The 25,207-nt window shown below is 27.1% G+C and carries 36 protein-coding genes and 1 pseudogene; 11 read left to right on the forward strand and 26 right to left on the reverse strand.

Going from position 1 to position 25,207, the window contains the following annotated elements; genetic code table 11:
- The 5 genes from bcCo53_RS05160 (at position 1) to bcCo53_RS05180 (ending at position 4,429) form a co-directional block, all read left to right on the forward strand.
- The gene (locus bcCo53_RS05160; RefSeq protein ID WP_025408678.1) at positions 1-1,098 is read left to right on the forward strand and encodes a plasmid maintenance protein; all 1,098 of its coding nucleotides are present in this window, start codon (positions 1-3) and stop codon (positions 1,096-1,098) included.
- A gap of 9 nt (positions 1,099-1,107) precedes the next feature.
- On the forward strand, positions 1,108-1,668 hold the full coding sequence (locus tag bcCo53_RS05165; protein WP_028328296.1) for a DUF226 domain-containing protein: 561 nt from the start codon (positions 1,108-1,110) through the stop codon (positions 1,666-1,668).
- On the forward strand, positions 1,644-2,405 hold the full coding sequence (locus bcCo53_RS05170) for a ParA family protein (RefSeq protein WP_025408679.1): 762 nt from the start codon (positions 1,644-1,646) through the stop codon (positions 2,403-2,405). Before bcCo53_RS05165 ends, bcCo53_RS05170 begins: the two co-directional genes overlap by 25 nt.
- A 51-nt stretch (positions 2,406-2,456) precedes the next feature.
- On the forward strand, positions 2,457-2,978 hold the full coding sequence (locus tag bcCo53_RS05175) for a chromosome replication/partitioning protein (RefSeq protein WP_025408680.1): 522 nt from the start codon (positions 2,457-2,459) through the stop codon (positions 2,976-2,978).
- Between the two features lie 362 nt (positions 2,979-3,340).
- Entirely contained in the window at positions 3,341-4,429 is a 1,089-nt protein-coding gene (locus bcCo53_RS05180) for an ERF family protein (RefSeq protein WP_025408681.1), read from the forward strand.
- Positions 4,430-4,479: 50 nt separating this feature from the next.
- On the opposite strand, the gene bcCo53_RS05185 is transcribed toward bcCo53_RS05180, so the two are convergent.
- From bcCo53_RS05185 to bcCo53_RS05265, 17 genes and pseudogenes are all read right to left on the reverse strand, one after another.
- Entirely contained in the window at positions 4,480-4,833 is a 354-nt protein-coding gene (locus bcCo53_RS05185) for a BBA14 family lipoprotein (RefSeq protein ID WP_025408682.1), read from the reverse strand.
- Position 4,834: 1 nt separating this feature from the next.
- Positions 4,835-5,170, reverse strand: a complete 336-nt coding sequence (locus bcCo53_RS05190; protein WP_041178840.1) for a BlyB family putative holin accessory protein — start codon at positions 5,168-5,170, stop codon at positions 4,835-4,837.
- Positions 5,167-5,487, reverse strand: coding sequence for a BlyB family putative holin accessory protein (locus bcCo53_RS05195; protein WP_025408683.1), 321 nt, complete (start codon positions 5,485-5,487; stop codon positions 5,167-5,169). Before bcCo53_RS05195 ends, bcCo53_RS05190 begins: the two co-directional genes overlap by 4 nt.
- Positions 5,484-5,681, reverse strand: a complete 198-nt coding sequence (locus tag bcCo53_RS05200) for a hypothetical protein (RefSeq protein ID WP_025408684.1) — start codon at positions 5,679-5,681, stop codon at positions 5,484-5,486. The genes bcCo53_RS05195 and bcCo53_RS05200 overlap by 4 nt, the downstream gene beginning before the upstream one ends.
- Positions 5,682-5,753: 72 nt before the next feature.
- Positions 5,754-6,563: pseudogene (locus bcCo53_RS05205) on the reverse strand (DUF685 domain-containing protein).
- Between the two features lie 15 nt (positions 6,564-6,578).
- Positions 6,579-7,283, reverse strand: a complete 705-nt coding sequence (locus tag bcCo53_RS05210) for a DUF735 family protein (protein ID WP_025408685.1) — start codon at positions 7,281-7,283, stop codon at positions 6,579-6,581.
- Complete coding sequence (locus tag bcCo53_RS05215) at positions 7,280-7,654, reverse strand: hypothetical protein (RefSeq protein WP_025408686.1); 375 nt, start codon at positions 7,652-7,654, stop codon at positions 7,280-7,282. Before bcCo53_RS05215 ends, bcCo53_RS05210 begins: the two co-directional genes overlap by 4 nt.
- Positions 7,645-7,818, reverse strand: a complete 174-nt coding sequence (locus tag bcCo53_RS05220; protein WP_081751678.1) for a DUF1506 family protein — start codon at positions 7,816-7,818, stop codon at positions 7,645-7,647. Before bcCo53_RS05220 ends, bcCo53_RS05215 begins: the two co-directional genes overlap by 10 nt.
- Before the next feature lie 69 nt (positions 7,819-7,887).
- Complete coding sequence (locus bcCo53_RS05225; protein WP_025408687.1) at positions 7,888-8,283, reverse strand: DUF3890 domain-containing protein; 396 nt, start codon at positions 8,281-8,283, stop codon at positions 7,888-7,890.
- A gap of 24 nt (positions 8,284-8,307) precedes the next feature.
- Positions 8,308-9,294 carry a hypothetical protein gene (locus bcCo53_RS05230; protein ID WP_025408688.1) on the reverse strand — a complete coding sequence of 329 codons (987 nt, stop codon included), beginning with the start codon at positions 9,292-9,294 and terminating at the stop codon, positions 8,308-8,310.
- A 24-nt stretch (positions 9,295-9,318) separates the two neighbouring features.
- The gene (locus bcCo53_RS05235; protein ID WP_025408689.1) at positions 9,319-9,897 is read right to left on the reverse strand and encodes a DUF228 domain-containing protein; all 579 of its coding nucleotides are present in this window, start codon (positions 9,895-9,897) and stop codon (positions 9,319-9,321) included.
- Between the two features lie 26 nt (positions 9,898-9,923).
- A complete protein-coding gene (locus bcCo53_RS05240; protein WP_025408690.1) occupies positions 9,924-10,763 on the reverse strand; it encodes a DUF228 domain-containing protein in 840 nt (279 codons plus the stop codon).
- Positions 10,763-11,113, reverse strand: a complete 351-nt coding sequence (locus bcCo53_RS05245; protein WP_025408691.1) for a DUF1357 family protein — start codon at positions 11,111-11,113, stop codon at positions 10,763-10,765. The genes bcCo53_RS05240 and bcCo53_RS05245 overlap by 1 nt, the downstream gene beginning before the upstream one ends.
- A gap of 11 nt (positions 11,114-11,124) precedes the next feature.
- Positions 11,125-12,330, reverse strand: a complete 1,206-nt coding sequence (locus bcCo53_RS05250; protein WP_246938414.1) for an anti-CBASS protein Acb1 family protein — start codon at positions 12,328-12,330, stop codon at positions 11,125-11,127.
- Positions 12,331-12,469: 139 nt separating this feature from the next.
- A complete protein-coding gene (gene bdr, locus bcCo53_RS05255; protein WP_051480087.1) occupies positions 12,470-12,970 on the reverse strand; it encodes a Bdr family repetitive protein in 501 nt (166 codons plus the stop codon).
- Between the two features lie 39 nt (positions 12,971-13,009).
- Entirely contained in the window at positions 13,010-14,362 is a 1,353-nt protein-coding gene (locus bcCo53_RS05260; RefSeq protein WP_025408883.1) for a PBSX family phage terminase large subunit, read from the reverse strand.
- A 10-nt stretch (positions 14,363-14,372) separates the two neighbouring features.
- Entirely contained in the window at positions 14,373-14,918 is a 546-nt protein-coding gene (locus bcCo53_RS05265; protein WP_025408884.1) for a DUF603 domain-containing protein, read from the reverse strand.
- A 168-nt stretch (positions 14,919-15,086) separates the two neighbouring features.
- On the opposite strand from bcCo53_RS05265, the gene bcCo53_RS05270 reads away from it, so the two are divergent.
- A complete protein-coding gene (locus bcCo53_RS05270) occupies positions 15,087-16,079 on the forward strand; it encodes an Mlp family lipoprotein (RefSeq protein WP_025408885.1) in 993 nt (330 codons plus the stop codon).
- Between the two features lie 489 nt (positions 16,080-16,568).
- Positions 16,569-17,297 carry a tyrosine-type recombinase/integrase gene (locus bcCo53_RS05275; protein WP_051480088.1) on the forward strand — a complete coding sequence of 243 codons (729 nt, stop codon included), beginning with the start codon at positions 16,569-16,571 and terminating at the stop codon, positions 17,295-17,297.
- 274 nt (positions 17,298-17,571) lie between these two features.
- On the opposite strand, the gene bcCo53_RS05280 is transcribed toward bcCo53_RS05275, so the two are convergent.
- From bcCo53_RS05280 to bcCo53_RS05305, 6 genes are read right to left on the reverse strand one after another with little or no spacing between them, the layout of a single operon-like run.
- Complete coding sequence (locus bcCo53_RS05280) at positions 17,572-17,988, reverse strand: DUF261 family protein (RefSeq protein ID WP_025408886.1); 417 nt, start codon at positions 17,986-17,988, stop codon at positions 17,572-17,574.
- Between the two features lie 29 nt (positions 17,989-18,017).
- Entirely contained in the window at positions 18,018-18,359 is a 342-nt protein-coding gene (locus bcCo53_RS05285; RefSeq protein ID WP_246938415.1) for a hypothetical protein, read from the reverse strand.
- A gap of 24 nt (positions 18,360-18,383) precedes the next feature.
- A complete protein-coding gene (locus bcCo53_RS05290; protein WP_246938416.1) occupies positions 18,384-18,779 on the reverse strand; it encodes a single-stranded DNA-binding protein in 396 nt (131 codons plus the stop codon).
- Complete coding sequence (locus tag bcCo53_RS05295) at positions 18,772-18,969, reverse strand: hypothetical protein (protein ID WP_246938417.1); 198 nt, start codon at positions 18,967-18,969, stop codon at positions 18,772-18,774. Before bcCo53_RS05295 ends, bcCo53_RS05290 begins: the two co-directional genes overlap by 8 nt.
- Positions 18,970-18,990: 21 nt before the next feature.
- Positions 18,991-19,869: a DUF244 domain-containing protein gene (locus tag bcCo53_RS05300; RefSeq protein ID WP_081751683.1), complete on the reverse strand. Its 879-nt coding sequence runs from the start codon at positions 19,867-19,869 to the stop codon at positions 18,991-18,993.
- 30 nt (positions 19,870-19,899) lie between these two features.
- Complete coding sequence (locus bcCo53_RS05305; protein WP_051480081.1) at positions 19,900-20,286, reverse strand: hypothetical protein; 387 nt, start codon at positions 20,284-20,286, stop codon at positions 19,900-19,902.
- A 162-nt stretch (positions 20,287-20,448) separates the two neighbouring features.
- Here bcCo53_RS05305 and bcCo53_RS05310 point away from each other — a divergent pair, with 162 nt between their 5' ends.
- The 4 genes from bcCo53_RS05310 to bcCo53_RS05325 all read left to right on the forward strand — a co-directional run bounded on the left by bcCo53_RS05310 (position 20,449) and on the right by bcCo53_RS05325 (position 24,163).
- A complete protein-coding gene (locus bcCo53_RS05310; RefSeq protein ID WP_025408756.1) occupies positions 20,449-21,522 on the forward strand; it encodes a plasmid maintenance protein in 1,074 nt (357 codons plus the stop codon).
- Between the two features lie 9 nt (positions 21,523-21,531).
- The gene (locus tag bcCo53_RS05315; RefSeq protein WP_025408757.1) at positions 21,532-22,092 is read left to right on the forward strand and encodes a DUF226 domain-containing protein; all 561 of its coding nucleotides are present in this window, start codon (positions 21,532-21,534) and stop codon (positions 22,090-22,092) included.
- A gap of 199 nt (positions 22,093-22,291) precedes the next feature.
- Positions 22,292-22,840: a chromosome replication/partitioning protein gene (locus tag bcCo53_RS05320; protein ID WP_025408758.1), complete on the forward strand. Its 549-nt coding sequence runs from the start codon at positions 22,292-22,294 to the stop codon at positions 22,838-22,840.
- A 282-nt stretch (positions 22,841-23,122) separates the two neighbouring features.
- Positions 23,123-24,163: an ERF family protein gene (locus tag bcCo53_RS05325; protein ID WP_025408759.1), complete on the forward strand. Its 1,041-nt coding sequence runs from the start codon at positions 23,123-23,125 to the stop codon at positions 24,161-24,163.
- Between the two features lie 66 nt (positions 24,164-24,229).
- On the opposite strand, the gene bcCo53_RS05330 is transcribed toward bcCo53_RS05325, so the two are convergent.
- The 3 genes from bcCo53_RS05330 to bcCo53_RS05340 are packed head-to-tail and all read right to left on the reverse strand — an operon-like array spanning position 24,230 to position 25,129.
- The gene (locus bcCo53_RS05330) at positions 24,230-24,583 is read right to left on the reverse strand and encodes a BBA14 family lipoprotein (RefSeq protein WP_028328260.1); all 354 of its coding nucleotides are present in this window, start codon (positions 24,581-24,583) and stop codon (positions 24,230-24,232) included.
- A gap of 1 nt (position 24,584) precedes the next feature.
- A complete protein-coding gene (locus tag bcCo53_RS05335; protein ID WP_025408760.1) occupies positions 24,585-24,920 on the reverse strand; it encodes a BlyB family putative holin accessory protein in 336 nt (111 codons plus the stop codon).
- On the reverse strand, positions 24,917-25,129 hold the full coding sequence (locus bcCo53_RS05340) for a BlyA family holin (protein ID WP_081725096.1): 213 nt from the start codon (positions 25,127-25,129) through the stop codon (positions 24,917-24,919). The genes bcCo53_RS05335 and bcCo53_RS05340 overlap by 4 nt, the downstream gene beginning before the upstream one ends.
- Between the last annotated feature and the right edge of the window lie 78 nt (positions 25,130-25,207).

Genomic DNA, 25,207 nt, shown 5'->3' on the forward strand with positions numbered 1-25,207 from the left:
ATGAGGAGCATAAAAAAATCTACAAACAAACACCAACACAAATTAATCGTTTTAATATCTACACTAAATTACATGAACTTAAATCTTAAGCAGTATACCCAAAGCAACATACTTTATTACTTTAATAACAATATGAAAAAAAATGGCCAAAAACCTGTTAAACTTAAAACTCTACAAAGTTATCTCTATAAATTAGAAAAAGTATTAGGTGTTACAATTAACTATTACAAACATTTGGGCGTTAACATGGGAACTGAGGTCCATTACAAACTTAAATACAACAAAAAAGAATGTTACCGCATAATCAATAAACACTTTAGAGAAAAAAAAGAGGAAAGGTACAAAAAACGAGCTAATGCATATATTGAAAAGACTTGCATTAAAAATAGGAGTGTAGAAAAATGGGAGTGTTCTAATAATTCTTATAATAAAAAAGAAGAAAAAGAAAATGACAAAAAATCTATAGAAAAATCACAAGTAAAAAAGTACGCTAAGAAATGTAATTTTAAATCAAATGCTTTCCTTTCGATTTTAAATTTAGAGGCAGAAAAAGATTTTAAAATTGAAGCATTGAAAGCTATTAAGAAAGCTGAAAACAATAAATACAAAAGGATAAACGACATAAAACCAAATAATAGCAAACTTGAAAATAAACAAAAAGAATTAATCAGAATGTTAAATGAGATAAAAGCTAATTTAAAAAATGAGGGATATAGTAGTAAACAGTTAGAGATCAAAATACAAAATGTGTATGAACAATATAAAAACAAACCCCACTTTATCATAGAAAAAGATAAATACAGTGATCTGGAAAAAATAATAGGAAAACTTAAAAAAACAGTTGAATATACTAATAGAAGAACACAAGAAAATGAGATAGACATTAGGAATAATATATTTAGCATACTTCTTGAACAATTAAAACATAAAACAGACATGTCTGTTTTGGTACCAATATTAAAAAACTATTTAAGCAAACAGAACAAATTAGAATATAGCAAGGTATTTAGTAACCATTACTATTACGAACTTTTAGAGTTAATGGAAGATAATAAAAACTATTTACAATTAAGAGAATCTAAAAAAGTTACAAGTTAAGGATTAATTATGAAGCATGTACTAGAACGCCTTAAAAAAAAGGAATTAGAGATTAAAGATAATAAAAATAAATCTATTTTTATTAAAATAGAAGAAGCCAACAATAGAAAAATATATCATACAAAAATTGTAATGGATTTCTACGCATTTGGGGTAGACAAGAAAAAAAAGAACAGATTTTTTGTTACATTGAGAGAATTATTAAATCAAGAAAGAATAAAATCATTTAATTTATTTTTGGTAGGAGATGATGATAAATTTTTAGGCATTTATTATGGTTATAGGAAACCGATACAGAATGTGGTTAGAAGATATGAAGACAATGGAATTGTCAAAAAACATACATTTTCAAAAGTTTATTATATAGAGTTTAAATTTAAGAAAGGTAGTGTTCGCTGTTACATCAAAGGGATATCTCGTTTACTTAAAAAAGATAAAATTGACACAAAATATTACAGTTCTTTAATGACAACACTTTTAACTTTAGAGAGAGAAGTATATGAGTTTTACAATAAAAAACTGCCAGAAGGAGGCATTATAAGCAAATGGATAGAAAAAAACCTAAAGTAATTACGATCGCTTCTATTAAAGGAGGGGTTGGGAAAAGTGTTTTAACTATTATTTTCAGTTATATTTTAAAAAAAATGGATAAGAAAGTACTTTTAATAGATTTAGATCCACAAAATAGTATAACTAGTTATTTCATTGAATATATAAAAAATATAGAAGAGTTTAATATTTATGCTTTATTAAAAGAAGAGTTTAATACTAATTTTGATAAATATTTGAATAAGATAAATAACAATATGTGTATTATCGCATCTCATCCTATACTAAGAAATTTCGAACAAGAGTTAATTGAATATAAAGAATTATTGTTAGAATTTTGTTTAAATGAAAATTTATCAAATTATAATTTTGATTATGTAATTATTGATACAGCTCCAAATTCAAAGACTTTATTGTATAACGCTTTAAATATCACAGATAATCTTGTCGTTCCTATTGAAGTTGAAAGGTGGTCAGTTGAAACATTTCCACAGATTTTAAAATCAGTAAAAAAAACAGAAATTATTAAGAATAAAAAAATAGAAGTATCAATAATAAAAAATAAATTTATTAAAAATAGAAATACCTTAAAAGATATAGAAAATCTTTTAAATGAGCATTATGAAAAGCTTATTAAGGGTAAAATCCATTTTTCGAATGGAATAAGAGTTTTTATTAATGAATTGCTTGTTCCAAATGAAAGTGAGAATTATTATAAAGAAATAAAAGAAGCTTTAAGTAACATACTATTTATATAAATCAGTACACCCGGTGTACTGATTTATATAAATAGTATGTAAGGAGGTTTTATGCAAAAGAAAAATATCATTTTAAATGATAGAGAGCAAAATTTAAGTACTAAGGACAATAAGATAAAATATGAAGCTTATAAAAATCAATTAAGAGCTATTCTGTTAAATGAGATAGAAGATAGAATTAAGATAATGAAAATTTTATATGAAATTAAAGAAAATAAATTGTATAAAATTGATGGGTATATTAATTTTAATAGTTTTTTAGAAGACTTTGTCATAGCAAGGACCCAGGCTTTTAAATATTTAAAGATATATAAGGAAATATTAAAAGGAACTTTAGATTTAGAAGAGCTTAAGAAAGAGGGCATAAAAGGTGTTCTCAAGAAGATTAAGATATCTCAAAAGTCAAAAGAAAATCCAATAAAACCATTAAGATTTCAACTTAAAAGTCAGGACAGTTACGATTTTTATAAGCGAAATGCCAAGTTTACAAGCTTTTTAATGGATAAGCTTTTTTCAAATAAAAGAGATTTGATTGAAGAATTTATGAAAGAATTTAAAAGTTTAAAAGGTTGATAATAGTATAGATTATTACTTTTATTCTTGTAAACAAGTTTTTTAAATCATGTACAGTTAAAGTGTAAAAATTACGTGTATGTTAAGTTTTTTATATTTGAAATAATAGTTGATTTTATCCTAACTTTATTATATACTAATTGCCATCAGTAGTACTATCATTTAGAACTACCTGTTTTATGTTCGTTTAGGATAAGCCTTAGAGCGTGATTAAGCATTCTATTTAAGAATTCTTAATTAGGTTCTAAGGATTTTTTTAATACTTTTCATACAAAAATTACTGAAAATGCTGCAATAAAAATTGACAAATTTAGTTTTTGATAATATTATATATATTTATAACATAGAAACAGGAGTTTAATATGATAAAAAATACTATAAATGCAAAAACTAAAATGCGTAAAACGGTTAAGAAACTAAGTAAACAAGCAAAAAGAAAAGTAACAGATATAATAATAAATGATCAAAGTTCAGTAGTAAATGAAAATCAATCAAAGATAGACTTTCTAAAATCATTACACAGTCTACAAATGGGTTTAAGTGGTGTTGCTAAGAACCTTAACGGATATGGATATAAATATCAAGATTTTAATGAGATAGTAAGGGAAATTAAGAATGTTATAAAAACTAATAATTTAGATATTGGTTTTGTACAATGCCCAACTTTAAAAAGTTTTGATGGGCGTTTGATTAATGTTATTACAACAACATTTTATAGTCCTAGTAGTGGATATAGCCAGTCATTTGATACACCAATATATACAGAAGAATTAACCTCAGCAGGAGTAAAGAATCAGAATACACTTCCACAACTTGTAGGTTCATGTATAACATATTTTAAGAGGTATGCACTTGTAGCGTATCTTTCAATTGAAAGTGAAGTTGATACTGATGCATGTTCTTTAGAACATAGACAAGAAGATAATAAAGAACAAGTTAGCATTGCAAATAACACATCTATAAAAGTTGTCAAAGGAAGTAGAACTGTTAATGTTAAAAGTACTAATGCTAAAAAAACTCCTATTAAAGGATCAGTGAAAACACAATCTATTGGTTGTAAATCCGTTAGAGAGGGTGATGAGCTTCCTAAGCGTGTACCTTCTAAGTATTATTATTACAAGAACTTACTTCAAGCATCTAAGAAGATGCATTCACAATTAGAAGATACTCCTTTTGATAGTCTAGAAATGATAGATAAATTTTTATATCAATTACAAGAGGATGATGATTCTAATATACTTAATTATTTTGAGACTAAACCGGAGCTTAAAACAGTAGAATATTGGACAAGTTTACTTAATAACTATTTAACAAGGACCCAGTCTGATCCAGAAGTTGTAGAAGGGTTTTCTAAATTTTTAGTGTATAGAGAACCTAAATATGGTCAAAGTCCATTAAAACTTTTTGGATATATAGCAAGTGATGAGAATTTTAGGTATCTTTGTGAATAAAGATATACCCCTATTCTGTTAAAAGATAAGCCTTGAGGGCTTATCTTTATTTAATTTTTTAATTTCGAATACTTATTGTACACTATTTGTACAATAGGTTTAGTGACTTGAATGTACTTTTTAAACAAATTTATATTAAACATTAAATCATCAACGGTATGATTTGATTTAAGTGTAGAAGCATCAAAGTAGGTAAACTTAGGATACTTTGGGTCATTAACCTTTTTCTTTGTTCTAGTTAAAAATACTTGTAAATACATAACATAATCAGATAACTTTGCTTCATATATATTTAACTCTGTAAGAGTTTGTTCCTTAGGTGGCGTTGGTTCTTCTGTTAGTGATGCTATCGTTGTACATGATAATATCAGTGTTAAAAAAGTTAAATTTATAAGCTTTTTCAAATTAGGCCTCCTTTAACATTTTGATGTAAGTACTCATTATTTTGTTGCGTTTAGCTCTGAGTTGAGATATGTATTTTGAAAGCTCATCATACTCATCAGTAGTTTCTATTCTTTCAATATTAATTCTTAGTATTTCTTCAATTTCAGATAATAGTTTGATAGCTTCCTTTTGTTCCATTTGATATACACTAGTTTCATATAGACAGTAAAAATAATTGACTACTTTAGTAAAAATATTAATGTATGTAGCAGTGTTTTTATTTTGGTTATTGTTTTTGATGATATCTGTAAATTTGTTTAGAATCTCAACACTTGTTTTAGCAGTACTTAATTTCATTTTGTCTCCTTTTCATGATATGTAATTTGTGAAGGCAATTTCATATTATTTGGGTTGCTATTGACTTTGTCTATAAATGCTTTTATTTTGGTTTGGATAGGTTCAAGATCTAACTTTATTTGTGGAGTTAATGCATTATCTAGTATTTCCATATTTTTAGTGTAGATTTGTTCGTATTCTAAATAAAATTCACACAATAGTGAAAATGCTTTATGAGCATTCTCATTGAAACTGCCGTCTTTGAAGTTTGAAAGTGTATCAATTAAATTGGATATTGACTCTAAAGCAGTATCTAGATGTTGCTTTTCAAGTATCATAACCCCTCCTTCTCATCTTTGTCTTTTTGTTTGCATTGTGTTTTAAATTTATCTAATAAGATATTTAAAATATCTTTAAGTACTGGTTTTAATAAAAATGCAAGTCCTAAGATTAAACCTGAGATAACAAGTAACTTATTGCCATCAATACCAAGTAAAAGCTGTGTTAAATTATTTATATTTGTATCATTCATTTATGCTTTAACCTCGCTTTAAAAATTATGTAGCTACAACTATATATCAAAAAATAGTTTTTGCTATTTAATTTATAACTTTACTAAAGCAGGTACATAGCTACCACTTTTATATAAACGTTTTTGAATATACCAACCTCTAAAGAGAGGAGAATAATCATTTAAAGTCATATTGCTACCCCCACGTTCATAGATAATTGACTTTTGTGATTCACTAGAATATTTAAGATACACATATTTTTTGACACTGCTACTTCCAGCATAAATTGAAACATCAACATATATATCTAAGTAAATAGGCTTGTCATCATCAGAGCTGTAGAAAACAAGAGTTACATCTTGATTTGAATACTGTGATGTCATGTCTAATCTGTAAGCTTGCCTTCTAAGTGAAGATTCATAAATGGATGAACTTGTGGTTCCTTCTCTTGTTGAATTGAACCCTGAAGGGATTCATGTTAAGTATTCGGGTATTTTTGCTTTTTGTAGTGAACTGTAATTTGAAGTAACAAAGTAATCATCTTTGCTTAAGCTATATGTTGATAGTCCACTTCCAAGTTTATCTTTAACTTTACTATATGTATTTGAGATACTACTAGATTCATCATTTAAAAATTTGTTAAGTATTTTACTGTAAACTTGATTTATGAAATCATCATATTGTTGTAATTCTGTAGCAATAGTGCTTTTAATAATTTCTTTAAAATAAGTCAGTCCTTCACCTTTAAAAGTTTTTTCTTTAGCAGTTTTAAGAAAATTTTCAAAAGTAATAGCATTACAACTTGAAATACCATCATCGAGTAGTAATAGATCAGTATTTTTAACTGATTCAAGTCTATTTAAATCTTTAATTTGAATACAATCGTCTTGGTCACTACTCATTTATATAAACTCCTTTTAAATATTAAATTTAGCAATTTCCTTATTTTCCATGTCATATAATTTTAAGGCCCTTCCAATTGGTATTAAGTTTTTTAGGAATGTGTAAATAGACTCAGCATATCCTTTAGGAAGGAAGTGAAAAATTAAGATTTTACATTGGATATTTTCATTTTTATTTTTATAGCATAATTTGATTTTTCTATTTCTATTATTAGTAGAACTAGGTGAGATTTTAGCAGTAAAGTTTGTTTTAACAGCACCTAGTAATTTTATATTAATAACACCATCACTCGGTATTGTAATTTCAATATCAACATTAAGAAAAGTTTTAAATAACTTAGTAAAAGATGCGTCAGTACCAATGTGTTTTAAGGCATAAATAAAATCAGTTAACAAACTATAGATTTGAAGCATGGTGTAATATGAATCCCTATCTTTAGAATCTATAACTTGACTTAAAATAAATATTTGAAAATGCAAACTAAACTCATTTACATTAGAGTAAAATTCACCGCATCTTGAATTTGGTATTAATAAGTTATCTATATTTTCAAATTTAACTGCACATATATTTTCAGACTTGGTAGTGTGTTTAGAGATGTATGGATGATTATATGTATGAATTATGTCTAAGCTTATTCCTAATTTCTTAATGACTTCTTTAAAACTTTTTAGATAATCTAGTAGGCAAGTATGTATAGCCTTAATATTGAGTATCATTGGTTTATCCTATAACTAATAGAATTAAGCATGTTTGCAGTATCAATTAATGTTGATGTTGAATAAGATGATCCTTTTCTTTTTTTATATGCAATGGTTTTAGCTTGTATTTGAGGTTTTACTTTATTTGATACAACATAATTAGTGTAATAAGTAATAAAAGCCTTTGCTATGGCTTGCATACCTTTTTTAGGATTTTCCATGAAGCAATTTCTTATATAAATTGTGTCTATATAATTCTTAAATCCCATTTCATTAGCAACAGCATATAAGTGTGATCTTGAAGGTAATTTGCTATTACCAAATTCATGCATACGAGCAATTTTTGCATTTCTTTTATCAAACCAACCAATCTCAATCTCTATTTCCATTCTATTACCTTCAAAATGATAGTAAGATAGCCAATACTAGAGTCAATACTGACTATTTCATAAAACATATTAGAATCTGATATTCTATCTTTAAGTTCAAACTCTAAATTGGATGTAGTATAAAGTTTATGAAGTGACTTTATATAGCTTAAGTGTCTCTTCATTCTTAAAGTAAGAGATTACTCTTGATGCTAAGCTTGCTAGTCTAGTTCTAATACTATTATTATGTGTCATCATTTGAGGATTCCTATACAACAAGGTGGATTAGTTGTTTGGCTTTTAAGACTACTAAGTAAAGATTCAAACTGATTACAAAAGCTTGTGTTTGCATTAGCTTCATTACCAATAGGATGGTATGAAATTTCAAGATCATTAATCTTCTCATTTTTGATACGGTTAAAATCAAATTCACGTATCAGACCAGTCTGATTTAGTTTACAACCTATATAGTAATAAAGTAGTAATATCAGATGTGAGTGGGTAAGCATGTCAGCATTAATTCCTTTGGTAGTTATTATCATCTCAAGTAATTCTGTATAAGTTTCAAACTGAGTAAATGACAATACTTCTTCACTTAAATTAAGTAAACTTAATATCTTACTATGAAGTGTTTGCAATTCTGATGACATATCTAACCCCTCTTCTATTAATAATTAACTTTGCTTAATATTAACGTGTAAAATAGTATTCTGTGTTGCTATGAGGCCACCTAAAACAAAATCAATGTATGAATGTGCAATATCAGTTGAATCTTTATCAACTTGTTCATTTGGCATTGGTAACATATACTTACTTGGTTTGAATTTAATTAATTCTGAATTTAATGGATAAATTAATATCTGATTTGAGAGTAAATTAGATGTTTGAATATATACTTCTTGTCTATTATTAACAGCTTTAATAGTCTTGATAAGGAAATCTTCCCATGAATCAGTTGAAGAATAAATATGAGAGTTAGATGATGTTGATGAATCACTTGGTATTGCATATGGTTTAACTAGTTTTAAACTTGTTACGGGATCAACTAGTACCATAAATGGAGTAGAAAACTCATCACCAAGTTCTAATTTTGCAAGCCCTGCTTCAATTTTTTCAAATATCTTATCCATTTTATCTTTATTAGATGACTCAACATCTTCTTTTACTTGATCAGGCATATTAAGTAGACCATACATATTAGGAAGCATACGTTTTTGATTCTTACCATCTTTTTGAATTGAGACAGTACCGGTTAATATAAAGTGATTTATAAGTTTAATAATCTCATTACTTGCAAGTTTATATGCTTCCCTAAATGGAAGTAAATTATTATTTACATCACCTGCATAATCATTATTTTTATAAAATCCTTCAGAAGTTTGCTTTAAATGTCTAAACTTATATTGTAATTTAAGATAATTAAGTCTAACTGCTTCTGAACGAAAACCAATAGTAGCAATAGTATTAACTTCATTTACTAATGTTGTTGGATTGGCATTAAGAAATGCATCCCATTTTATTGTTTTTAAGTACCCTGTCTTTAAATCTACATCTTCAATTTGTTCACTAGAAAACCAATTATAAAATACCGGTAACTTTACTTCATTAAATATATTTGCTATCTCTTTAGCATAATAATTTTGATCATATAATTCTGACATCTTTAACCCCCTTTAACTTACTTATTAACTTGGTTTACCTTTATTACCATAAATAGCTACATGTACTATGCAAAGCTTTTTTTCAGTATCATCAAGCTCAATAGCATCTGATAATGCCATGGCATTAATTTTGCCATCACTTGAGTTAACCTTTTCAAGCTCACCATCTGAATTAAATTTAACTTTATCTTTTCTTTTTATATTGGCATCTTTTGCTACTAAATATTCTTGGAAGTTATTTGTAATAGGAATTACTGTCGCAGTTTGTGTAAATTCATCTATATCTGTACATATGCCGTAAAGGTCATCCTCACCACTAACTTCAACATGAGGTTCATAATGTGGATTATTATCTGATGTTGTGTTTACAACTAGCTTTACTCCTCTTTTATATGGATATCCTTTAAAGAAGTAATTCTCTAATTTGTCATGACGGCTAGTTACAGTACCGCCTTGATTTTGTAAATGTCTATTTTTATCCTTAAAATCAACTTTATTACTAAAAGTACTAGCATCACTAGTAGGGTTCTTCATTTGTTTTTTAAGAGCTTTAGCTTTTTCTTCATATTGCTTTACTAGTTCAGTTACATTTGTTGTTGACACTTTAACCTCCTAACCTTTTGCTTTATTTAAGAAACGACCTTATTACCATAAATGGCTATCTTTATTAAATACAGTTTATATTCATCACTATTTTTTTTAGATGTGTCATCAGTAAGGTACAAAGTATGTATACTTGATAATGCAATTGCTTTAATTGATGATTGTGAATCACCAGTTGATTTAATAACTTCTCCATCTGAATCAAAATCTAATTTATCACCAATCTGAATACTAGAAGAGCTTTTAGCAATTACATAACCTTCAAAATTATTTGTTATAGGTATTACTGTTGCTACATTAGTATGCTCATAAATGTCTATGCATATTCCATACATATTTTTACCATCAGATACTTCAACTTGAACTTCATCAGATTTTGAAGTTTCAATTTTTAATTTAACCGCACGCTTGTATGGGAATCCTATAGCAGGATATTCTTCTAACTTATCTGTACTACTTGATATAGATTGAGATATAGCATCAAATGTTAAGTTTTTATCTCTAAAATCAGTTTTAGCTTTAAATACTGACCTTTCATCATAATTAAAACTTTTAGAGTATTTTTTTAACTTTAATATAGCGTCCTTCAATGACTTACCCTCAGTAGTTTCAAGTACTGCTGCTTGCCTTTTTCTTCTACTTCGTCCTCTTGTTCTAGAAGGTTGTTGTAATTCTTCTCCTTGTTCTTCGTCTTTTTGTGCATCATCATTGTCTTCATCATCTTCTTTTATTTGTTCTTGTTGTAACTGTTGTTTTAAAGTCTCAATCAGTTCATTATCATCCATGCCAGCATACATATCGGGTTCAAGTGTTCCATGTCCCAAATTAGGTACTAAGCTTGGATTGTGATTACCCTTGTTACTCACTATGAATTAAGGCCTCTGTTCCCAAATATACTTACAAGTGCTATGTAAAGGTTATCATTGATTTTAAATGCACTTGATAAGGCAATTCCATTAATAGTACGAGAAGCTTCACTTAATAATTTATTTTCTTCTTCTAAACGCGCTTGTGACTCTGAAAGTTCTTTTGATATCCTCTCATTAATAGTTAAATTCTTACCTTCAGATTCTTTTGATGCTTTATATGCTTTATACTCTTCATATTCTTTTAAACTTAAAGTAATACTGTCTGTATTCTCTTTACTACCCTCTGTATTTTGAATTAAAGTATCTTCTTGTGTACTGGCTACGTTTTCTTGTATTTCTTGGTTCATAAACTCTCCTTCTAGCTTTCATAAAAAAATAATTTTGATCTTAAAGACTCAAGTTCACTTTTACTTAATGTATTACTTGCTTCTAATTCCTTGTATTTAAGGGTTAATTCTATAAGTTTGGAATCTCTTTCATACTTTTCTTCTTCAGTGAGAATATGCAATGAGTTAAATCTAATGTCTAAATAATAATATTTATTAAGTTTACTATTGCAATTAATTTCTAACTCTTCTTGAACACCTTTTAAAAAGTCGTAATAGTTAGATCTGTCCCCTTTACCATCACTACCAAGCCCCTTAACTTGTTCATTAAAGCTTCTAGTTAAAGGCTCCTTAGTATCAGCTCCTATCTTTGCTTTTACTAATGCTAAAGCCTCTTTTAAATAGGTTATGTCATACTTAATAACTTCAAGTGAAGCATCTGATGTACCACTATAAAATATGCCGTCATTATTTAAATTATTTCTAAGTCTATATAGTTCTCTTTCAAGTTCATTATTTACACCTTTAAACTTTCTTATATGCTCATCATCATCATTCCTTCTGAAGATATTAGTAAATAAACTTCCCTTATCAACACCCTTAGTTAAAAGATCTAGAGACGTTTTAGCATTAACTAAAGCATCTTGTAATTCTACTAATGACTCATCTTTATAAAATAAAAAATTATGACTCTCTATTCTCTTTTCTATTTCTTTATATATTTGTTCAAAAAGATATATATTAAGCAAAAAGCTTTGTGTATAACATGGACTGTATGCTTTAAGTATATAGTCATAATTAGAGTGTATTATCACTCTACTCTTATGAATCTTTATTTCCTTATAAGATATATTATCATTTTCATTTACTTTCAAATTGTATGTTATATAAGTAGCATCAGGCCCCTCATCACGAACACTGTTATAATCAAGATACATAAATCCAGTAGGGAATTCTTTATTTACTTCTAAGTGTAAATCTTGTAGTTGGTCTTCTGTTTTAACTAAAATATACCCAACACCATTGAAACGATAACTGATTATGCACTGCAATAATGTTGCTTTTAATTCTATTTTTAATGCATCTAAAGCATCTTCAATAGACAAAGAAGTTGGAATTACACTATTTAAAGTGATCCCATTCTTAAGAACGTCCTCTGCTACATTTGAGATGTAGTTTCTAAAGAATATTGAATACTTGTATAGATCTTTAGCATGAACTTTGAAATCTAATCTCATTTATTCTTCTAACCTTTAACCATAAAAAATATAACTCAATACTTAGTTTTTGCTAATTATTTTTAACAAAAAAATAATGGTTAGGAAAAAAAATTTGTTGTTTAAATATGACTTTAAGAAGGGGATACTTAATTTACATTTACTTATTTAACAATGAATAGACTATTGATATTAATGTTAATAAAATTCCTACATTAAGAGTAATAATTGTTCCAAACATCCAATTATGTAGATTAAACCTTCCTTTAAACTCAGTCACTATCTTATCTATCTTATTATCTAAATCTTTGATATCTGATTTTAATTCAGTTTTGACTGATGTGATTTCAGATCTTAAGCTACGTTCTGTCATCTCTATTTTTAAATTCAAATTACTCTCAACACTATTAATTCTGTCCTCTAATCTTTTTTCTACTCCGCTTATTTTCTCTTCTAGTTTTTCAAATCTAAAATTAAAATTATTTTCTAAATACTCAATATCTTTGTAAGTAAGTTCATTACGGTAATACCTTTTAGAAAGATCATTTGCTACAAAATCTTGCATACCCATCTTCACAAATTCTTGGTATATTATATCTTCGGTTACATGACCACTAAAAACTTGTACGCTTCCAACAGACTGTAATGATGATTCTTGCATAAACTCTCCTTATTTAATTATTATATAATATTTTATGCATTATAGGAACCTTATTTTACTAAAATGGGCTTTAAGAGAGCGCATATTTAAATTTAGTAACATATATGATGCTGAAAGACTATCTAATGAATCATCATCACTCTTACCATCCCCTTTATATTTATACATATCTGATATACTTGATTTACTTGAATAATCCAAAATACTAAGCTTTGAGCTTGCTAAAGGTTCTATTAGTGTAGCAATTCTTGTAAATTTATTACTTATAGGTTTTATCGGTGCAATCCTAAACTTATGATTCATACTTGATCTAAGTTTTACAAAGGTTTGTGTTACATTACCATGGCCTGAAATATTATCTCTATCTTCAACATAAAGGGTATGCACATTTAGATTTCCTAATATAGTTTTGATTGTGTTTAACACCTTAGGATCACCAAATGGTAATTTTTCTTGAAATAGAAATGCATAATACTTATTATCTACTCTTTCTAATACACAAAGTGCAGTATTATCACCACCAATACTGTATGCGGGGTCTAGATATGCTATTGGATTTACAAATTCATGCTCACTTGTAACATTAATATTGGTAAATATAGCATCACAAGGCGCAACCCATTCTCCTAAAAGGACTTTGGCTTTATATGTGGGCTTGTTCTTATAAATTTCTTCTTGTGTTTTAATAAATTCTTTTGAAATTAGATTATTATCATAAGTTGTAAAGTTATATGTAGAATAAGTATTAGTATTATCAATATAATCAGTTTTAAAAAAGTGGTCAGGACTGTCGGGATTAGTATCAAAGATAATTGTTTGCATACCCACTCTAAGTCTTTTTAAACATTCTATTAATGTTTCTTTATGTAGAGTTGTTGCTTCATTTACATATATAAGAGCTGAGTTGCTTCCTCTAAATCTTTCAAAATCACTGGACTTATCTCCACCATAAAGGTTAACCCTTAATGAATCAAGTTCAAAATATGATGTATTAGAAAACTTAGGTAAAAATGGGATATTTAGCATATTAGCAAGCTTTTCAAATTGGCCTAAAACATTAATCTCTAATGATTTTTGTGAATTACCCAATATAAAATTATTGGTATCTTGTTTATATAAATTTCTATTCCTAAGTAAAACTTTTAAGAACAAATAACATGCTAAAAAGGTTTTTCCACTTGCAATGCCACCACTTAAGATAATTTTACTTTGATTATTTCTTTCTATACTGCGTATTACTTCAAGCTGTTTTTTAGTTAAATATTTACTCTCAAACCCTTTAAAATCAACTTCTACTTCTTTAAACTTAATATACTTTAATATATCAATCCCAAATTCACGTTTATAATCCCTTTGCATTTCTTTAAACATTGGTAATTTATATATATCCATTTCTTAACCTTTAAACTTGAAATTTAAAACGTGACTCTACATCTGTTGCTTTTAGCTTTTGCAGCATCTCATAATACAACTGCATTTTCTTAACTTCCCTTTCTTTTTTAAGTTGTGACAGTTGAAGTGTTAAGTCTTCATTACTATTTTCTTCTTGTGAATGTTCACACTCTTTAGAAAGACTTATAATTTTAGACTCTATTTTATCTATTTGATCATCATGAGTTTTAAGTTCTAACTCTACATATCTACTAAATGAATTTACAAATTCTATTCCTAGAAGGCTACGAGCCATACTAAACTGACTCTTTAGATCACGTGCCTGCGCATTACTACTTGTCGCATGAAGTAAGATATTAGTTAGAGTAGCTTCATGAATAGTAAGTTTATTGTCCCTAACATATTCAGAATTGTCTTTAACCGATTCCCATTTGTGTCTCATTTTACTTACATTTGCTTTAGAAACACCCATTTCCTTTGCAATATTACTGTCACTAAGCTTTCCTTCTTTAAAATACACAATATAATCATCAAATGATTTCTTTAGCCTTCCCATACTCTTTAACACAAGTTAACAAAAATATAATTAATTAACATAAACTTTATAACAAAATAACATACTTTACAAAAACAATGAGTAATCATCAATTATATAGACTGGTTACAAAGGAATAATCTATAATAACTTAGATTATATATAAAGATTAAAAAAGGAGAATATTATATGAATAAATATATAAAATCAATAATACTTTATCACACATTGCTTTTATACTGTTGCAGTGAATATAAATTGAATACAGGCTCTAAACCCGGTAATTTATACAATGCCCAAATACCAAAAAAACCAACAACCGAAGTTCAAGAGAATAGAAATGTAGATGAATCAGATACTACACTTGAACCTGATACATCTACACATAATGCCCAAATACCAAAAAAACCAACAACCGAAGTTCAAGAGAATAGAAATGTAGATGAATCAGATACTGCACTTGAATCTGATTTATCTACAATTTTTAGTTTAACTGCTGACGAAGAAACCAAATTTAATACTTTTGAACTTGCTTTGAATGAAATTAAGACAATCTATAAGAATATATTAGACTATCCAAAACAAGAGGTTAGGTACGCACAATTATATAGTCAACCAGATGCCGCCCCAAATGAATATACTGAAAAAGGCTACAAACTTGCAAAAGAACATCTAGCAAAAGCAAGAGTTCTCTACTCTCAATACGGTCAAGATTATAAAAGGATAATAAATGAATACACTAACCTGATGAAATGGATTAAAGACAAACCTCAACAGAAACAAAAGTTAGTACAAGCTTTTGCCCCTGCTTATGATTTTTTAGAAACTAAAAGACAAGAAAATTCACCTTCTGAAAATATTAATCAATATATAAGCAGTGCTATTACATGGTATGGAAAATCTCATTGGAAAAAAGAAAGTGACATTTTCGATGTTAGCAGAAATGGTATGTATGGTAAAAATTCAGAAAACTGCATATATAAATTCTTTAAATCTATTATGAATCGTTCTTTCTCATTTTATGACGCAAATGAGATGACAGAAGAGAAATTGAATGAAAGTTTAATTGATAAAATCGTATGGGAGCTTACGTCATGTGGTTGGGCTAGAATAAATCCCAACCACATACCCATACTCCGAGCATGGGGTGAAGATACAGACGATCTACAATGTAGCAAATAAAGTAACTACGTATTATGAGCAATTAAAATAAATTTTTGCATTACACATTTTTTTGTGTAATGCAAAAAGACAATTTCAAAGATAAAACAAATGTTTAATCATACAAACAAAGTAAGTGAATAAAATAAGTTAAAGTGATTACAAAAATGGCAAGTGGAACAAAAAAGTTAACTTGAGGTTAACTGATAGTAAGAAGTTAAAATTTGTTATACATAAATGCATCACCGTAAAATGCGAAGTTATTAAAAGAGATAATAGAATAGATATAGAGTAAATAGTTTAGTATTTGTAAATAAGAACAAGAAGTACGTAAGAGATATATTGTTCTTATCTCTAAAAACAATTTAAAATCTTGAAATACATATCCTACAACAAGAATTTTATATGCAATGATAAGTCTCTAAATTTGACTTTAAGAAAAAGTATTTGCTACTATTGTTATAGTTAAATTTATATATTTTTAATGTGTTTAGTTAACTTTTAAAGTATATGGAAAGAGAACATTTAATTAATAAGTTAATGAATGAAAATATACAATTAAATAAAGATACAATAACCAATCCTAATGATAAAAAGTCTAAGCAAACAAGAAGTATTCCTATAAGATTTTATCTTAATGATAAGATAATAAGACTAGTAAAGAGATGTATAGAAAAACTTAAAGAAAAAGATCCAATCTCAGGATGGTTTGTACACTTACTCTCAATTACTGGTTGTAGAGGTGTTGAGATTCAAAATGTAAAACTTACTGATATCTCTAAAGAGAGGAGTAATGATGGTGAAGTGTTTTACTCTATTCGTGTAAATGTAGCTAAAAAGAAAAGTAGTATCTGTATAAGAGAAGTAGTAATTAGCAAATCTGAATTCAACTCTATAATGCAAGCGCATCAAAACTACTTTTTAGCTAAAGGCAAAGACACAAGACGTACATATCTCTTTCAAAAGAGTAAAATTAAATTTAGAGACAATAAGATTAATATAAATGAAATTGCAATTAGGTTTAAAGCATTACTAGTTAAAGCAGGATTTAAATATCGCAAGTCATTACATATATGCCGTAATATATTTATAGCATCACTTAAAGCTAAAGGATACAATTCATTTGAAATCAAAGAACTCATGAAATACTCATCCACTTCTGAAATTGATAATGTCTATGGCCTATCCAGTGCTAGTAAGATACAAGCTTACAAAGATATCAAAAATAGCTTAAAATAACTATTAGTTTTTGTTAAAATATTGTATAATATTAACAAATGAAAAACTAAACAAGCAAAATTTTACTTCATATAAAAACTAAGAGGCTTTAAGTCTCTATTTTTTTTATATAGAACTTACAAATATAAATTAACCCTTATATACTAAACATTTCTTTTTGAATATACCTAGTGTTTTTTTGATTTACTAGTTTTGTATGAAATTGCTATATCTCGTATTTAGTATGACCAAAAGTATTAGTATCTATACTTACTTCCTTCTCTATTTAATAATTTCAAATTTTATTAAATACCCTTTTTGATGTAATTTGGTATTCCTTACCTTTTCCATCAAGACACAATGAATCATAACACACTAAGGAATTATTAGTTGCCATAAAATGGTAACCCTCAATACCTTTGATTTTAACTTCACTTATTTCAAATTCATTCAATTTACATTTATAAGAATGGTGTTCCCATCTTACATCACTATTAATACCATAGTGTTTAAGTATTTTGCATGGATTTAAAATAAAACAATTACATTTCATATATCCTAAATCAACAAACTTGTGATAATTAGTATTAATATCATTGATACTAAACTGTAATTTCTTAAAGCTTGCTATGTAATAATGAAGAGATAAAAAGTAACATCCCCAGCGCTGTATCTGAAGAACTAGCTTAGGATCATCTTGTTTTACACACATCTTTAACCTTTAACCTCCTTATTAAAAACTTAAGCTATCTCTATAGAAAACCCTAAACTTAAAACCTCATTAAAAAAATACAACATCCGATCTAAAAACATAGATAATTTAAATGACTTATTTACAAAAAGACTCTTCTTATTAATCTTGGTGATTCCACATTCAAAAGCTTCTTCATAATCTTCTTTGCAAAATCCCAAAAATAAATCGAGACACCACTTAGCATTGCTTACAGTAAACCCTTGCTTATTAAGATTTTCAAACATAATGTCTCCATCATCATCTTTCCTATTAAATAAAACATCTTCAAAATCATTACTATTCCTAATCATTTCTTTTAAAATCTCACGTTTAAAGATAACCTTACCCAAATTAAACTCCTTGGCTTCTAATCATTAAAATGGAATATCTTCATAAAACTCTTCTTTAGAGTTAATATAACTAGTTTTTTCAACATTATTATGTGAGGTTAAAACTTGAATCTCATCAACTAAAATACTGTACTTACTTTTATTCTCACCAGTACGCTTACAAGACCAACTCTCATGACGCAATGATCCAGTAATTACAACTTGTGTTCCCTTAGTAAGAAGCTGAATTAAACTCTCAGACCTCTTACCAAATAAAACACAATCAAAAAAGTGAGAATGGTTAGTAAATTTATCATCTTTCTTAAATCCCCTATTATTAGCTAAAGTAAACTTTAAAGCAGGAATTTTATTACCAAAATAAGCAAATTCACAGTCCCTAGTTAAACGACCCGACATACTTAAACAATTAATATCAAACATTAGAATTTTCCTTATCATTTAATCTACTTAGCATTTCCATGCGTATTAAGTCACGTTCGAATCGTTTTAGGTCTGCTAAAAATTCTTGTCTTGAACATAGATTATAAACAACTCTTTCTATAATCCTTTTGCAAAGCCCACACAAGAACTTTATAAATTTATAAGATATAAATAAGGATAATACTATCATCAAGCCCATGTGTTTCCTCTCCTAAACAGCACTTATACTAGATGTAGACCAATCATTATCTAAATCTAAACTATCAAAATTGAAGTTAATATCACCACCTAAAGACTTAAATCTATCCTTAATAGCTCTCTTAGTTGTATCTATAGAGAATAGATTGCCTTCAAGATAATAATGTATATGTTCAAGTAAAGAGAATTCTCCTAAAACTGAGTTTATACATAATTTAAGCTTATCTTTAATAGGCTTTGTTATCTTATCTAACTCTAACTTATGTTTTTTTTTAGTATCATTCTCTACTTTGTCAATTTTACATTGTAAATCACTAATCTCTAATAAGCATCCCTTTAAACGTTGATTTTCATAAGAATTAGTATCCAAATCAACAGACTTTACAAAATCTAAAAAATCAATCTTGTAATTTGATTTAGATAATTCATTATATAAGCAACTAGACTTAAAGAAATTATCTATAAGAGTAATTAATGCGTCTAAATTAATATTTTTGACATCACAATTTTGTTTTAAATATCTAGCAATACGATTAACTTCCACTTCAAGTTTTTCAATACCAAACATTACCTTACTAATAAAAGCATCATTTCTATCTATTACACAGTTAATAGCATCATTACCTATGATGAAGAACAAATTACCCTTGCTTAACCCAGTACATGCAAGCTGCATTTGAACTTGAACATAATATTTAAAGAAATATTTATTTTCTAGGAAATTACCAGTTTTATTATATTCAATAACAGCACTTTTCAAATCAATAGAATCACTGCATTTAATCTCAAGTAATTCTGATTCACCTTCTTTATTTATAAACCAACCATCAATTGTAGAACCTATTAAATTGTCTTCCTTACCATACTTTTTGAAGTAATTATACTTATCTATCCCATTAGCATATTTGTTTTTGTATAAAACCTATATGTTATCAGAATATATACGTATAAATTCATCAAATGCTAAATTTTCTAATACCTTACCCTTTCGCATGCTTAAATTATCTTTAAATGGGATTTCCCTATCTAAAGATTTTAAAATCCTTTCAATAGCAAGTCTTGACACATGATCAGTACCAATAAACATGCTTCCAACTTCACTAGCACCTATACGTCTTAAAGATTGTCTTTGAATACTAAAATCAACTTCACTATTAAACTTAAAATATTCATTCTTAGAAATTTTTGGTAATTTACGACCTATTTTGTTTATTTTATTTTGATTACTTTGATTAGATAAACTAAGATGTTTCACTTTAACCCCATCTCCATTTTTTGTTATTTCATTTTTTAATATTTTACGTTTCATAATTTCAGCTCCTCTAATGTTACTAATAAATATATATCAAAAATTGTTTTTGTCAAAAGTTTTGATATATTTATTTTTTACAAAAATTTTTTATCAAAGTAGTTTACTTTTATTGAGTATTGCATTACTATAAGTAACAGTAATACATTAAAGGAGTTTAAATTGGAATCAACAAAATGTAAAAATAAACATCAACACAAATTAATCGTTTTAATATCCACAATCAATTACATAAATCTTAATCTTAAGAGATATACTCAAAGTGACATACTTTATTATTTCAATAAGAACATGAAGAAAAATGGATACAAAGAAATTAAACTTAAAACATTACAAAATTATCTTTATAAACTTGAAAAAGTATTTAAAGTAACTAATAACTACTACAGACATTTAGGTATTAACATGGGTACTGAGGTTCACTATGAACTCAGATACTCTAAAAAAGAATGTTACCGCATAATCAATAAACACTTTAGAGATAAAAAAGAAATAAGGCACAAAAACCGTACTAATACATACTTTCAAAACAAATGTACTAAAAATAGGAATGTAGAAAGAGGGGAGTGTATTTATAATACTTATAATAAAAAAGAAGATAAGAACAAGACAAAATACATAGAAAGACTGCAAATAAAGAAATACGCAAAAAAAAGCAAAATCAAACCTCATGTACTTTCTTCTGTCTTAAATTTAAATCTCAATAAAAAAGCTGCAATTGAGATATTCAAAGCAACAAAGAAATATGAAAATGAATCTAAACGAAAGGCTAAAAACAGAATTAAAACAAAACAAAAACATTTAAAAGCAATATTGAAACATACAAAGAATCAACTAATAACTGAAGGTTACTGTGAAGAAGAATTAACAAAAAAAATAAACGTGATATATGATAAATATCAACACAAACCACACTTTATCATACAAAATAGCAAATACAACGATTTAGATAAGATAATAAAAAATCTTAAAAAGTCAGTTGAACGCATTAAAGAAAGTACTGATGAAAACAAAAAGGATATTAGGAATAACATATTTAGCATACTACTTGATCAATTAAGGCATAAAGCAAGCAATGAAGTGTTAATCCCAATATTAAAAGATTATTTAAATAAACAGAATGAACTACATTATGGTAAGGTATTTAATAACTATTATTATTACGATCTAATGAACATAATAGAGGGTGATCAAGATTATTTAGAAAAGGTGGACTTTAAAAAAATAACTAGTTAGGGATTAATAATGGACAATATATTAGAAAGGCTTAAAGGTAAAAAATTAGAGGTTGAAGAAAAAATAAAAAAATCTATTTTTGTTAAAATAGAAAAGAAAAACAATAGAACATTATATCATACAAAAATTATGCTAAATTTGTATGCATTTGGAATAAACAAAAAATATAAACATAAGTTCCTTATTGTATTTAGGAAAATTCTTAATCAAGAAAAAATTAAGGCTTTTAACTTGTTTGATTTAAGAGAGGATGATGAATTTTTTGGCATTCATTACGGTCGTATAAAGCCTATAAAGAATCTGGTTAGGAGATATGAAGAAAATGGCGTCATGAAAGCATCTACATATTCAAGAGTTTGTTATATAGAGTTTAGGTTTAAGAAGGGGAGTGTATTTTGTTATCTTGTAGGAATTTCTTACTTACTTAGAAAAGAAAAATCTCATAAAAAATATTACACTTCGTTAATTCAAAGGATTTCAGAGTTAGAAACCCAAGTATATGAGTTTTATGGAAAAAAATTACCTAATGGAGGGCATATAACTAAATGGATAAAAAAGAATGCAAAGTAATTGCTACTTAATCAATTAAAGGTGGTGTAATGTAAGGAAAAATATCAAAAAATTAAGATTTAAGTACAAGAATATATAAAAATTTTAGTAAGTTTATATTATAAATAAAAGCTGGTTCGCAGAAGCGGGATAGCTTTGTAATTTGGAATTACATATAGAAATAATTAGGTTAATTATGGGAAACAAGTGGAGGTTTTTGATGAAGGATATTACAACAAATGATCCAGTTATAACTAATACTGATCTATCAATTGAACAACAAAATGACGACTCAATGAATCGTTATGGTTTATTAAAAGAACAGTTAAAGACTAGCTTTAGCAATGAAGTCTACAATAGAGTACAGACTATGAAAATATTAAAGGAAATTAGAGATAATGAGTATTATAAGATTGATGGCTATAAAACCTTTGATGCCTTTATAAAAGATTATAAATTAGCTAAAACACAAGTTTATGATTATTTAAGAGTAGCAGCTGCTATAGAAGATGGTGTAGTTGAAGAAGATTATTTATTAAAGCATGGGTTTAAAAATACTGTGATGCTCTTAAGAAATAAAAGTTCAAAAACGATAAGAAGATCTAAAATAAATCCAATAAAACCATTAAGATTTCAACTTAAAAAGAAAGATAGTTATGATTTTTATAAGAAAAATGCAAGACTTACGAGTTTCATTTTAGATGAAATTTTTCAAAATAGAAAAGATTGGCTTGATATACTTGTAGATCAGTTTAACTCATTGAAATGATTTTGAATAAGTAATAATTTAATTATTAGCAAAATTAAAGATGATTGATTTTATTTGAAAATTGTTGTATTTTGATTATTATCGTAGCATTTGTTGTTTCTCAATAGGCTACCTTTAATGTTCGCTATAGGTGTACTTTTAGAGCTTAACTAGGTATTTTATTCAAGAATGCTTAGTTAAGCTCTAAATGTTTACCCATAAATTTAACAAAAAACCATTTAAATAATTGACAAAAACAATTTTTGATATATATTTATTAGTAATATTAGAGGAGCTGAAATTATGAAAAACAAAATGGGTAAAGCAAATAAAAACTTAAAAAGAGAAGAGGTTAAAGATACAGTAACAAGCAGTCAAAATATAGTAACAAATGAAAATCAAGCAAAGATAGACTTTCTAAAGTCATTACACAGTCTACAAATGAGTTTAAGTGGTGTAGGTAAGAATCTTAATGGGTATAGATATCAGAATTTTAATGAAATCATAAGAGAAATTAAGCATGTTATAAGAGACAATAATTTAGATATTGATTTTACACAATGTCCAACTTTAAAAAGTTTTGATGGACATTTGATTAATGTTATTACAACAACATTTTATAGTCCTAGCAGTGGGTATAGCCAGTCATTTGATACACCAATATATACAGAGGAATTAACCTCAACTGGAGTAAAGAATCAGAATACACTTCTACAACTTGTAGGTTCATATATAACATATTTTAAAAGGTATGCACTTGTGTCTTATCTTTTAATTGAAAGTGAAGTTGATACTGATGCATGTTCTTTAGAAAGTCTTCAAGGTGATGGTAATGAAGGCCAGCTTAATGGTGTGGGTGGGGGTTCTGTAGAAGGTTTTAAAGGAAATAATAATGCTAGTTTTAAAGGAACCAGTGCTAAAAGACCAACTGCTAAGAGAGTAGCAAAGACTCAGTCTGTTAGGGAAGGTAATAAGCTTCCTAAATGTGTACCTATTAAATATGCTTATTATAGGAATTTACTTCAAGCATCTAAGAGAATGCATTCACAATTAGATAATACTCCTTTTGATAGTCTAGAAATGATAGATAAGTTTTTACATCAATTACAAGAAGAAGATGATTCTAATATACTTAATTATTTTGAAAACAAACCAGAGCTTAAAACAGTAGGGTACTGGACACGATTATTAAATTGTTATTTAAAAAAAACAGAGTCTGATCCAGGAGTTGTAGAAGGGTTTTCTAAATTTCTAGTGTGTAGAGAACCTAAATATGGTCAAAGTCCATTAAGGCTTTTTGGATCTATAGCTAGTGATGAGAATTTTAGTTACCTATGTAAATAGGGTGTGTAATTTTAACCTCTATTTATTATAAAGATAAGCCTTCAAGGCTTATCTTATTATACTTATTTAGTTTTTTAATTTCGAATACTTGTTGTACACTATTTGTACAATAGGTTTAGTGACTTGAATGTATTTTTGAAACAAGTTTATATTAAACATTAAATCATCAGTTGTGTGGTCTGATTTAAGTGTGGAAGCATCAAAATAAGTAAACTTGGGATAATTTGGGTCATTAACCTTTTTCTTTGTTCTAGTTAAAAATACTTGTAAATACATAACATAATCAGATAATTTAGCTTCATATGCATTTAACTCTGTAAGAGTTTGTCCTTTAGGTGGTGTTGGTTCTTCTGTTAGTGATGCTATTGTTGTACATGATAATATCAGTGTTAAAAAAGTTAGATTTATAAGTTTTTTCATATTAAGCCTCCTTTAACATTTTGATGTAAGTACTCATTATTTTGTTGCGTTTAGATCTAAGTTGAGATATGTATTTTGAAATCTCTTTAGAATCATCAGTAGTCTCTATTATTTCAATATTGATTCTTAGTATTTCTTCAATTTCAGATAGTAGTTTTATAGCTTCCTTTTGTTCCATTTGATATATACTGGCCTCATATAGACTGTAAAAGTAATTGACTACTTTAGTAAAAATATTAATGTATGTGACAGTATTCTTGTTTTGATTATTGCTTTTAATCATATCTGTAAATTTATTTAAAATCTCAACACTAGTTTTAGCAGTGCTTAATTTCATTTGTTCTCCTTATCATTTTTGTCTTTATCATTTGTTTTTATCTTATTTGCTATGATATTTAGCATATCTTTAATTGTTGGTTTGAAGATTAAACCAATACCTAAGATAAAAATACCAATAATAATTAATTTCACTTCATTGACACTTATCAGCTGAAGTAAAAAGTCTAATAAATTGTTATTGACTTCATTCAAGTTATCACCTCTCATTTAATATTTAAAATTGGTAAGCTACAACTATACATCAATATAGCAAAAACAAAAGTTAAAAAATCAAAAAATTGTAAA

The organism is Borrelia coriaceae (genome assembly GCF_023035295.1).
GTDB lineage: Bacteria > Spirochaetota > Spirochaetia > Borreliales > Borreliaceae > Borrelia > Borrelia coriaceae.

Coding starts and splice junctions, on each gene's coding strand:
- bcCo53_RS05160 (WP_025408678.1), top strand. CDS start 1: ATGAGGAGCATAAAAAAATCTACAAACAAACACCAACACAAATTAATC.
- bcCo53_RS05165 (WP_028328296.1), top strand. CDS start 1,108: ATGAAGCATGTACTAGAACGCCTTAAAAAAAAGGAATTAGAGATTAAA.
- bcCo53_RS05170 (WP_025408679.1), top strand. CDS start 1,644: ATGGATAGAAAAAAACCTAAAGTAATTACGATCGCTTCTATTAAAGGA.
- bcCo53_RS05175 (WP_025408680.1), top strand. CDS start 2,457: ATGCAAAAGAAAAATATCATTTTAAATGATAGAGAGCAAAATTTAAGT.
- bcCo53_RS05180 (WP_025408681.1), top strand. CDS start 3,341: ATGATAAAAAATACTATAAATGCAAAAACTAAAATGCGTAAAACGGTT.
- bcCo53_RS05190 (WP_041178840.1), bottom strand. CDS start 5,170: ATGAAATTAAGTACTGCTAAAACAAGTGTTGAGATTCTAAACAAATTT.
- bcCo53_RS05195 (WP_025408683.1), bottom strand. CDS start 5,487: ATGATACTTGAAAAGCAACATCTAGATACTGCTTTAGAGTCAATATCC.
- bcCo53_RS05200 (WP_025408684.1), bottom strand. CDS start 5,681: ATGAATGATACAAATATAAATAATTTAACACAGCTTTTACTTGGTATT.
- bcCo53_RS05210 (WP_025408685.1), bottom strand. CDS start 7,283: ATGATACTCAATATTAAGGCTATACATACTTGCCTACTAGATTATCTA.
- bcCo53_RS05215 (WP_025408686.1), bottom strand. CDS start 7,654: ATGGAAATAGAGATTGAGATTGGTTGGTTTGATAAAAGAAATGCAAAA.
- bcCo53_RS05220 (WP_081751678.1), bottom strand. CDS start 7,818: ATGAAGAGACACTTAAGCTATATAAAGTCACTTCATAAACTTTATACT.
- bcCo53_RS05225 (WP_025408687.1), bottom strand. CDS start 8,283: ATGTCATCAGAATTGCAAACACTTCATAGTAAGATATTAAGTTTACTT.
- bcCo53_RS05230 (WP_025408688.1), bottom strand. CDS start 9,294: ATGTCAGAATTATATGATCAAAATTATTATGCTAAAGAGATAGCAAAT.
- bcCo53_RS05245 (WP_025408691.1), bottom strand. CDS start 11,113: ATGAACCAAGAAATACAAGAAAACGTAGCCAGTACACAAGAAGATACT.
- bcCo53_RS05250 (WP_246938414.1), bottom strand. CDS start 12,330: ATGAGATTAGATTTCAAAGTTCATGCTAAAGATCTATACAAGTATTCA.
- bdr (WP_051480087.1), bottom strand. CDS start 12,970: ATGCAAGAATCATCATTACAGTCTGTTGGAAGCGTACAAGTTTTTAGT.
- bcCo53_RS05260 (WP_025408883.1), bottom strand. CDS start 14,362: ATGGATATATATAAATTACCAATGTTTAAAGAAATGCAAAGGGATTAT.
- bcCo53_RS05265 (WP_025408884.1), bottom strand. CDS start 14,918: ATGGGAAGGCTAAAGAAATCATTTGATGATTATATTGTGTATTTTAAA.
- bcCo53_RS05270 (WP_025408885.1), top strand. CDS start 15,087: ATGAATAAATATATAAAATCAATAATACTTTATCACACATTGCTTTTA.
- bcCo53_RS05275 (WP_051480088.1), top strand. CDS start 16,569: ATGGAAAGAGAACATTTAATTAATAAGTTAATGAATGAAAATATACAA.
- bcCo53_RS05280 (WP_025408886.1), bottom strand. CDS start 17,988: ATGTGTGTAAAACAAGATGATCCTAAGCTAGTTCTTCAGATACAGCGC.
- bcCo53_RS05290 (WP_246938416.1), bottom strand. CDS start 18,779: ATGTTTGATATTAATTGTTTAAGTATGTCGGGTCGTTTAACTAGGGAC.
- bcCo53_RS05295 (WP_246938417.1), bottom strand. CDS start 18,969: ATGATAGTATTATCCTTATTTATATCTTATAAATTTATAAAGTTCTTG.
- bcCo53_RS05305 (WP_051480081.1), bottom strand. CDS start 20,286: ATGAAACGTAAAATATTAAAAAATGAAATAACAAAAAATGGAGATGGG.
- bcCo53_RS05315 (WP_025408757.1), top strand. CDS start 21,532: ATGGACAATATATTAGAAAGGCTTAAAGGTAAAAAATTAGAGGTTGAA.
- bcCo53_RS05320 (WP_025408758.1), top strand. CDS start 22,292: ATGAAGGATATTACAACAAATGATCCAGTTATAACTAATACTGATCTA.
- bcCo53_RS05325 (WP_025408759.1), top strand. CDS start 23,123: ATGAAAAACAAAATGGGTAAAGCAAATAAAAACTTAAAAAGAGAAGAG.
- bcCo53_RS05330 (WP_028328260.1), bottom strand. CDS start 24,583: ATGAAAAAACTTATAAATCTAACTTTTTTAACACTGATATTATCATGT.
- bcCo53_RS05335 (WP_025408760.1), bottom strand. CDS start 24,920: ATGAAATTAAGCACTGCTAAAACTAGTGTTGAGATTTTAAATAAATTT.
- bcCo53_RS05340 (WP_081725096.1), bottom strand. CDS start 25,129: ATGAGAGGTGATAACTTGAATGAAGTCAATAACAATTTATTAGACTTT.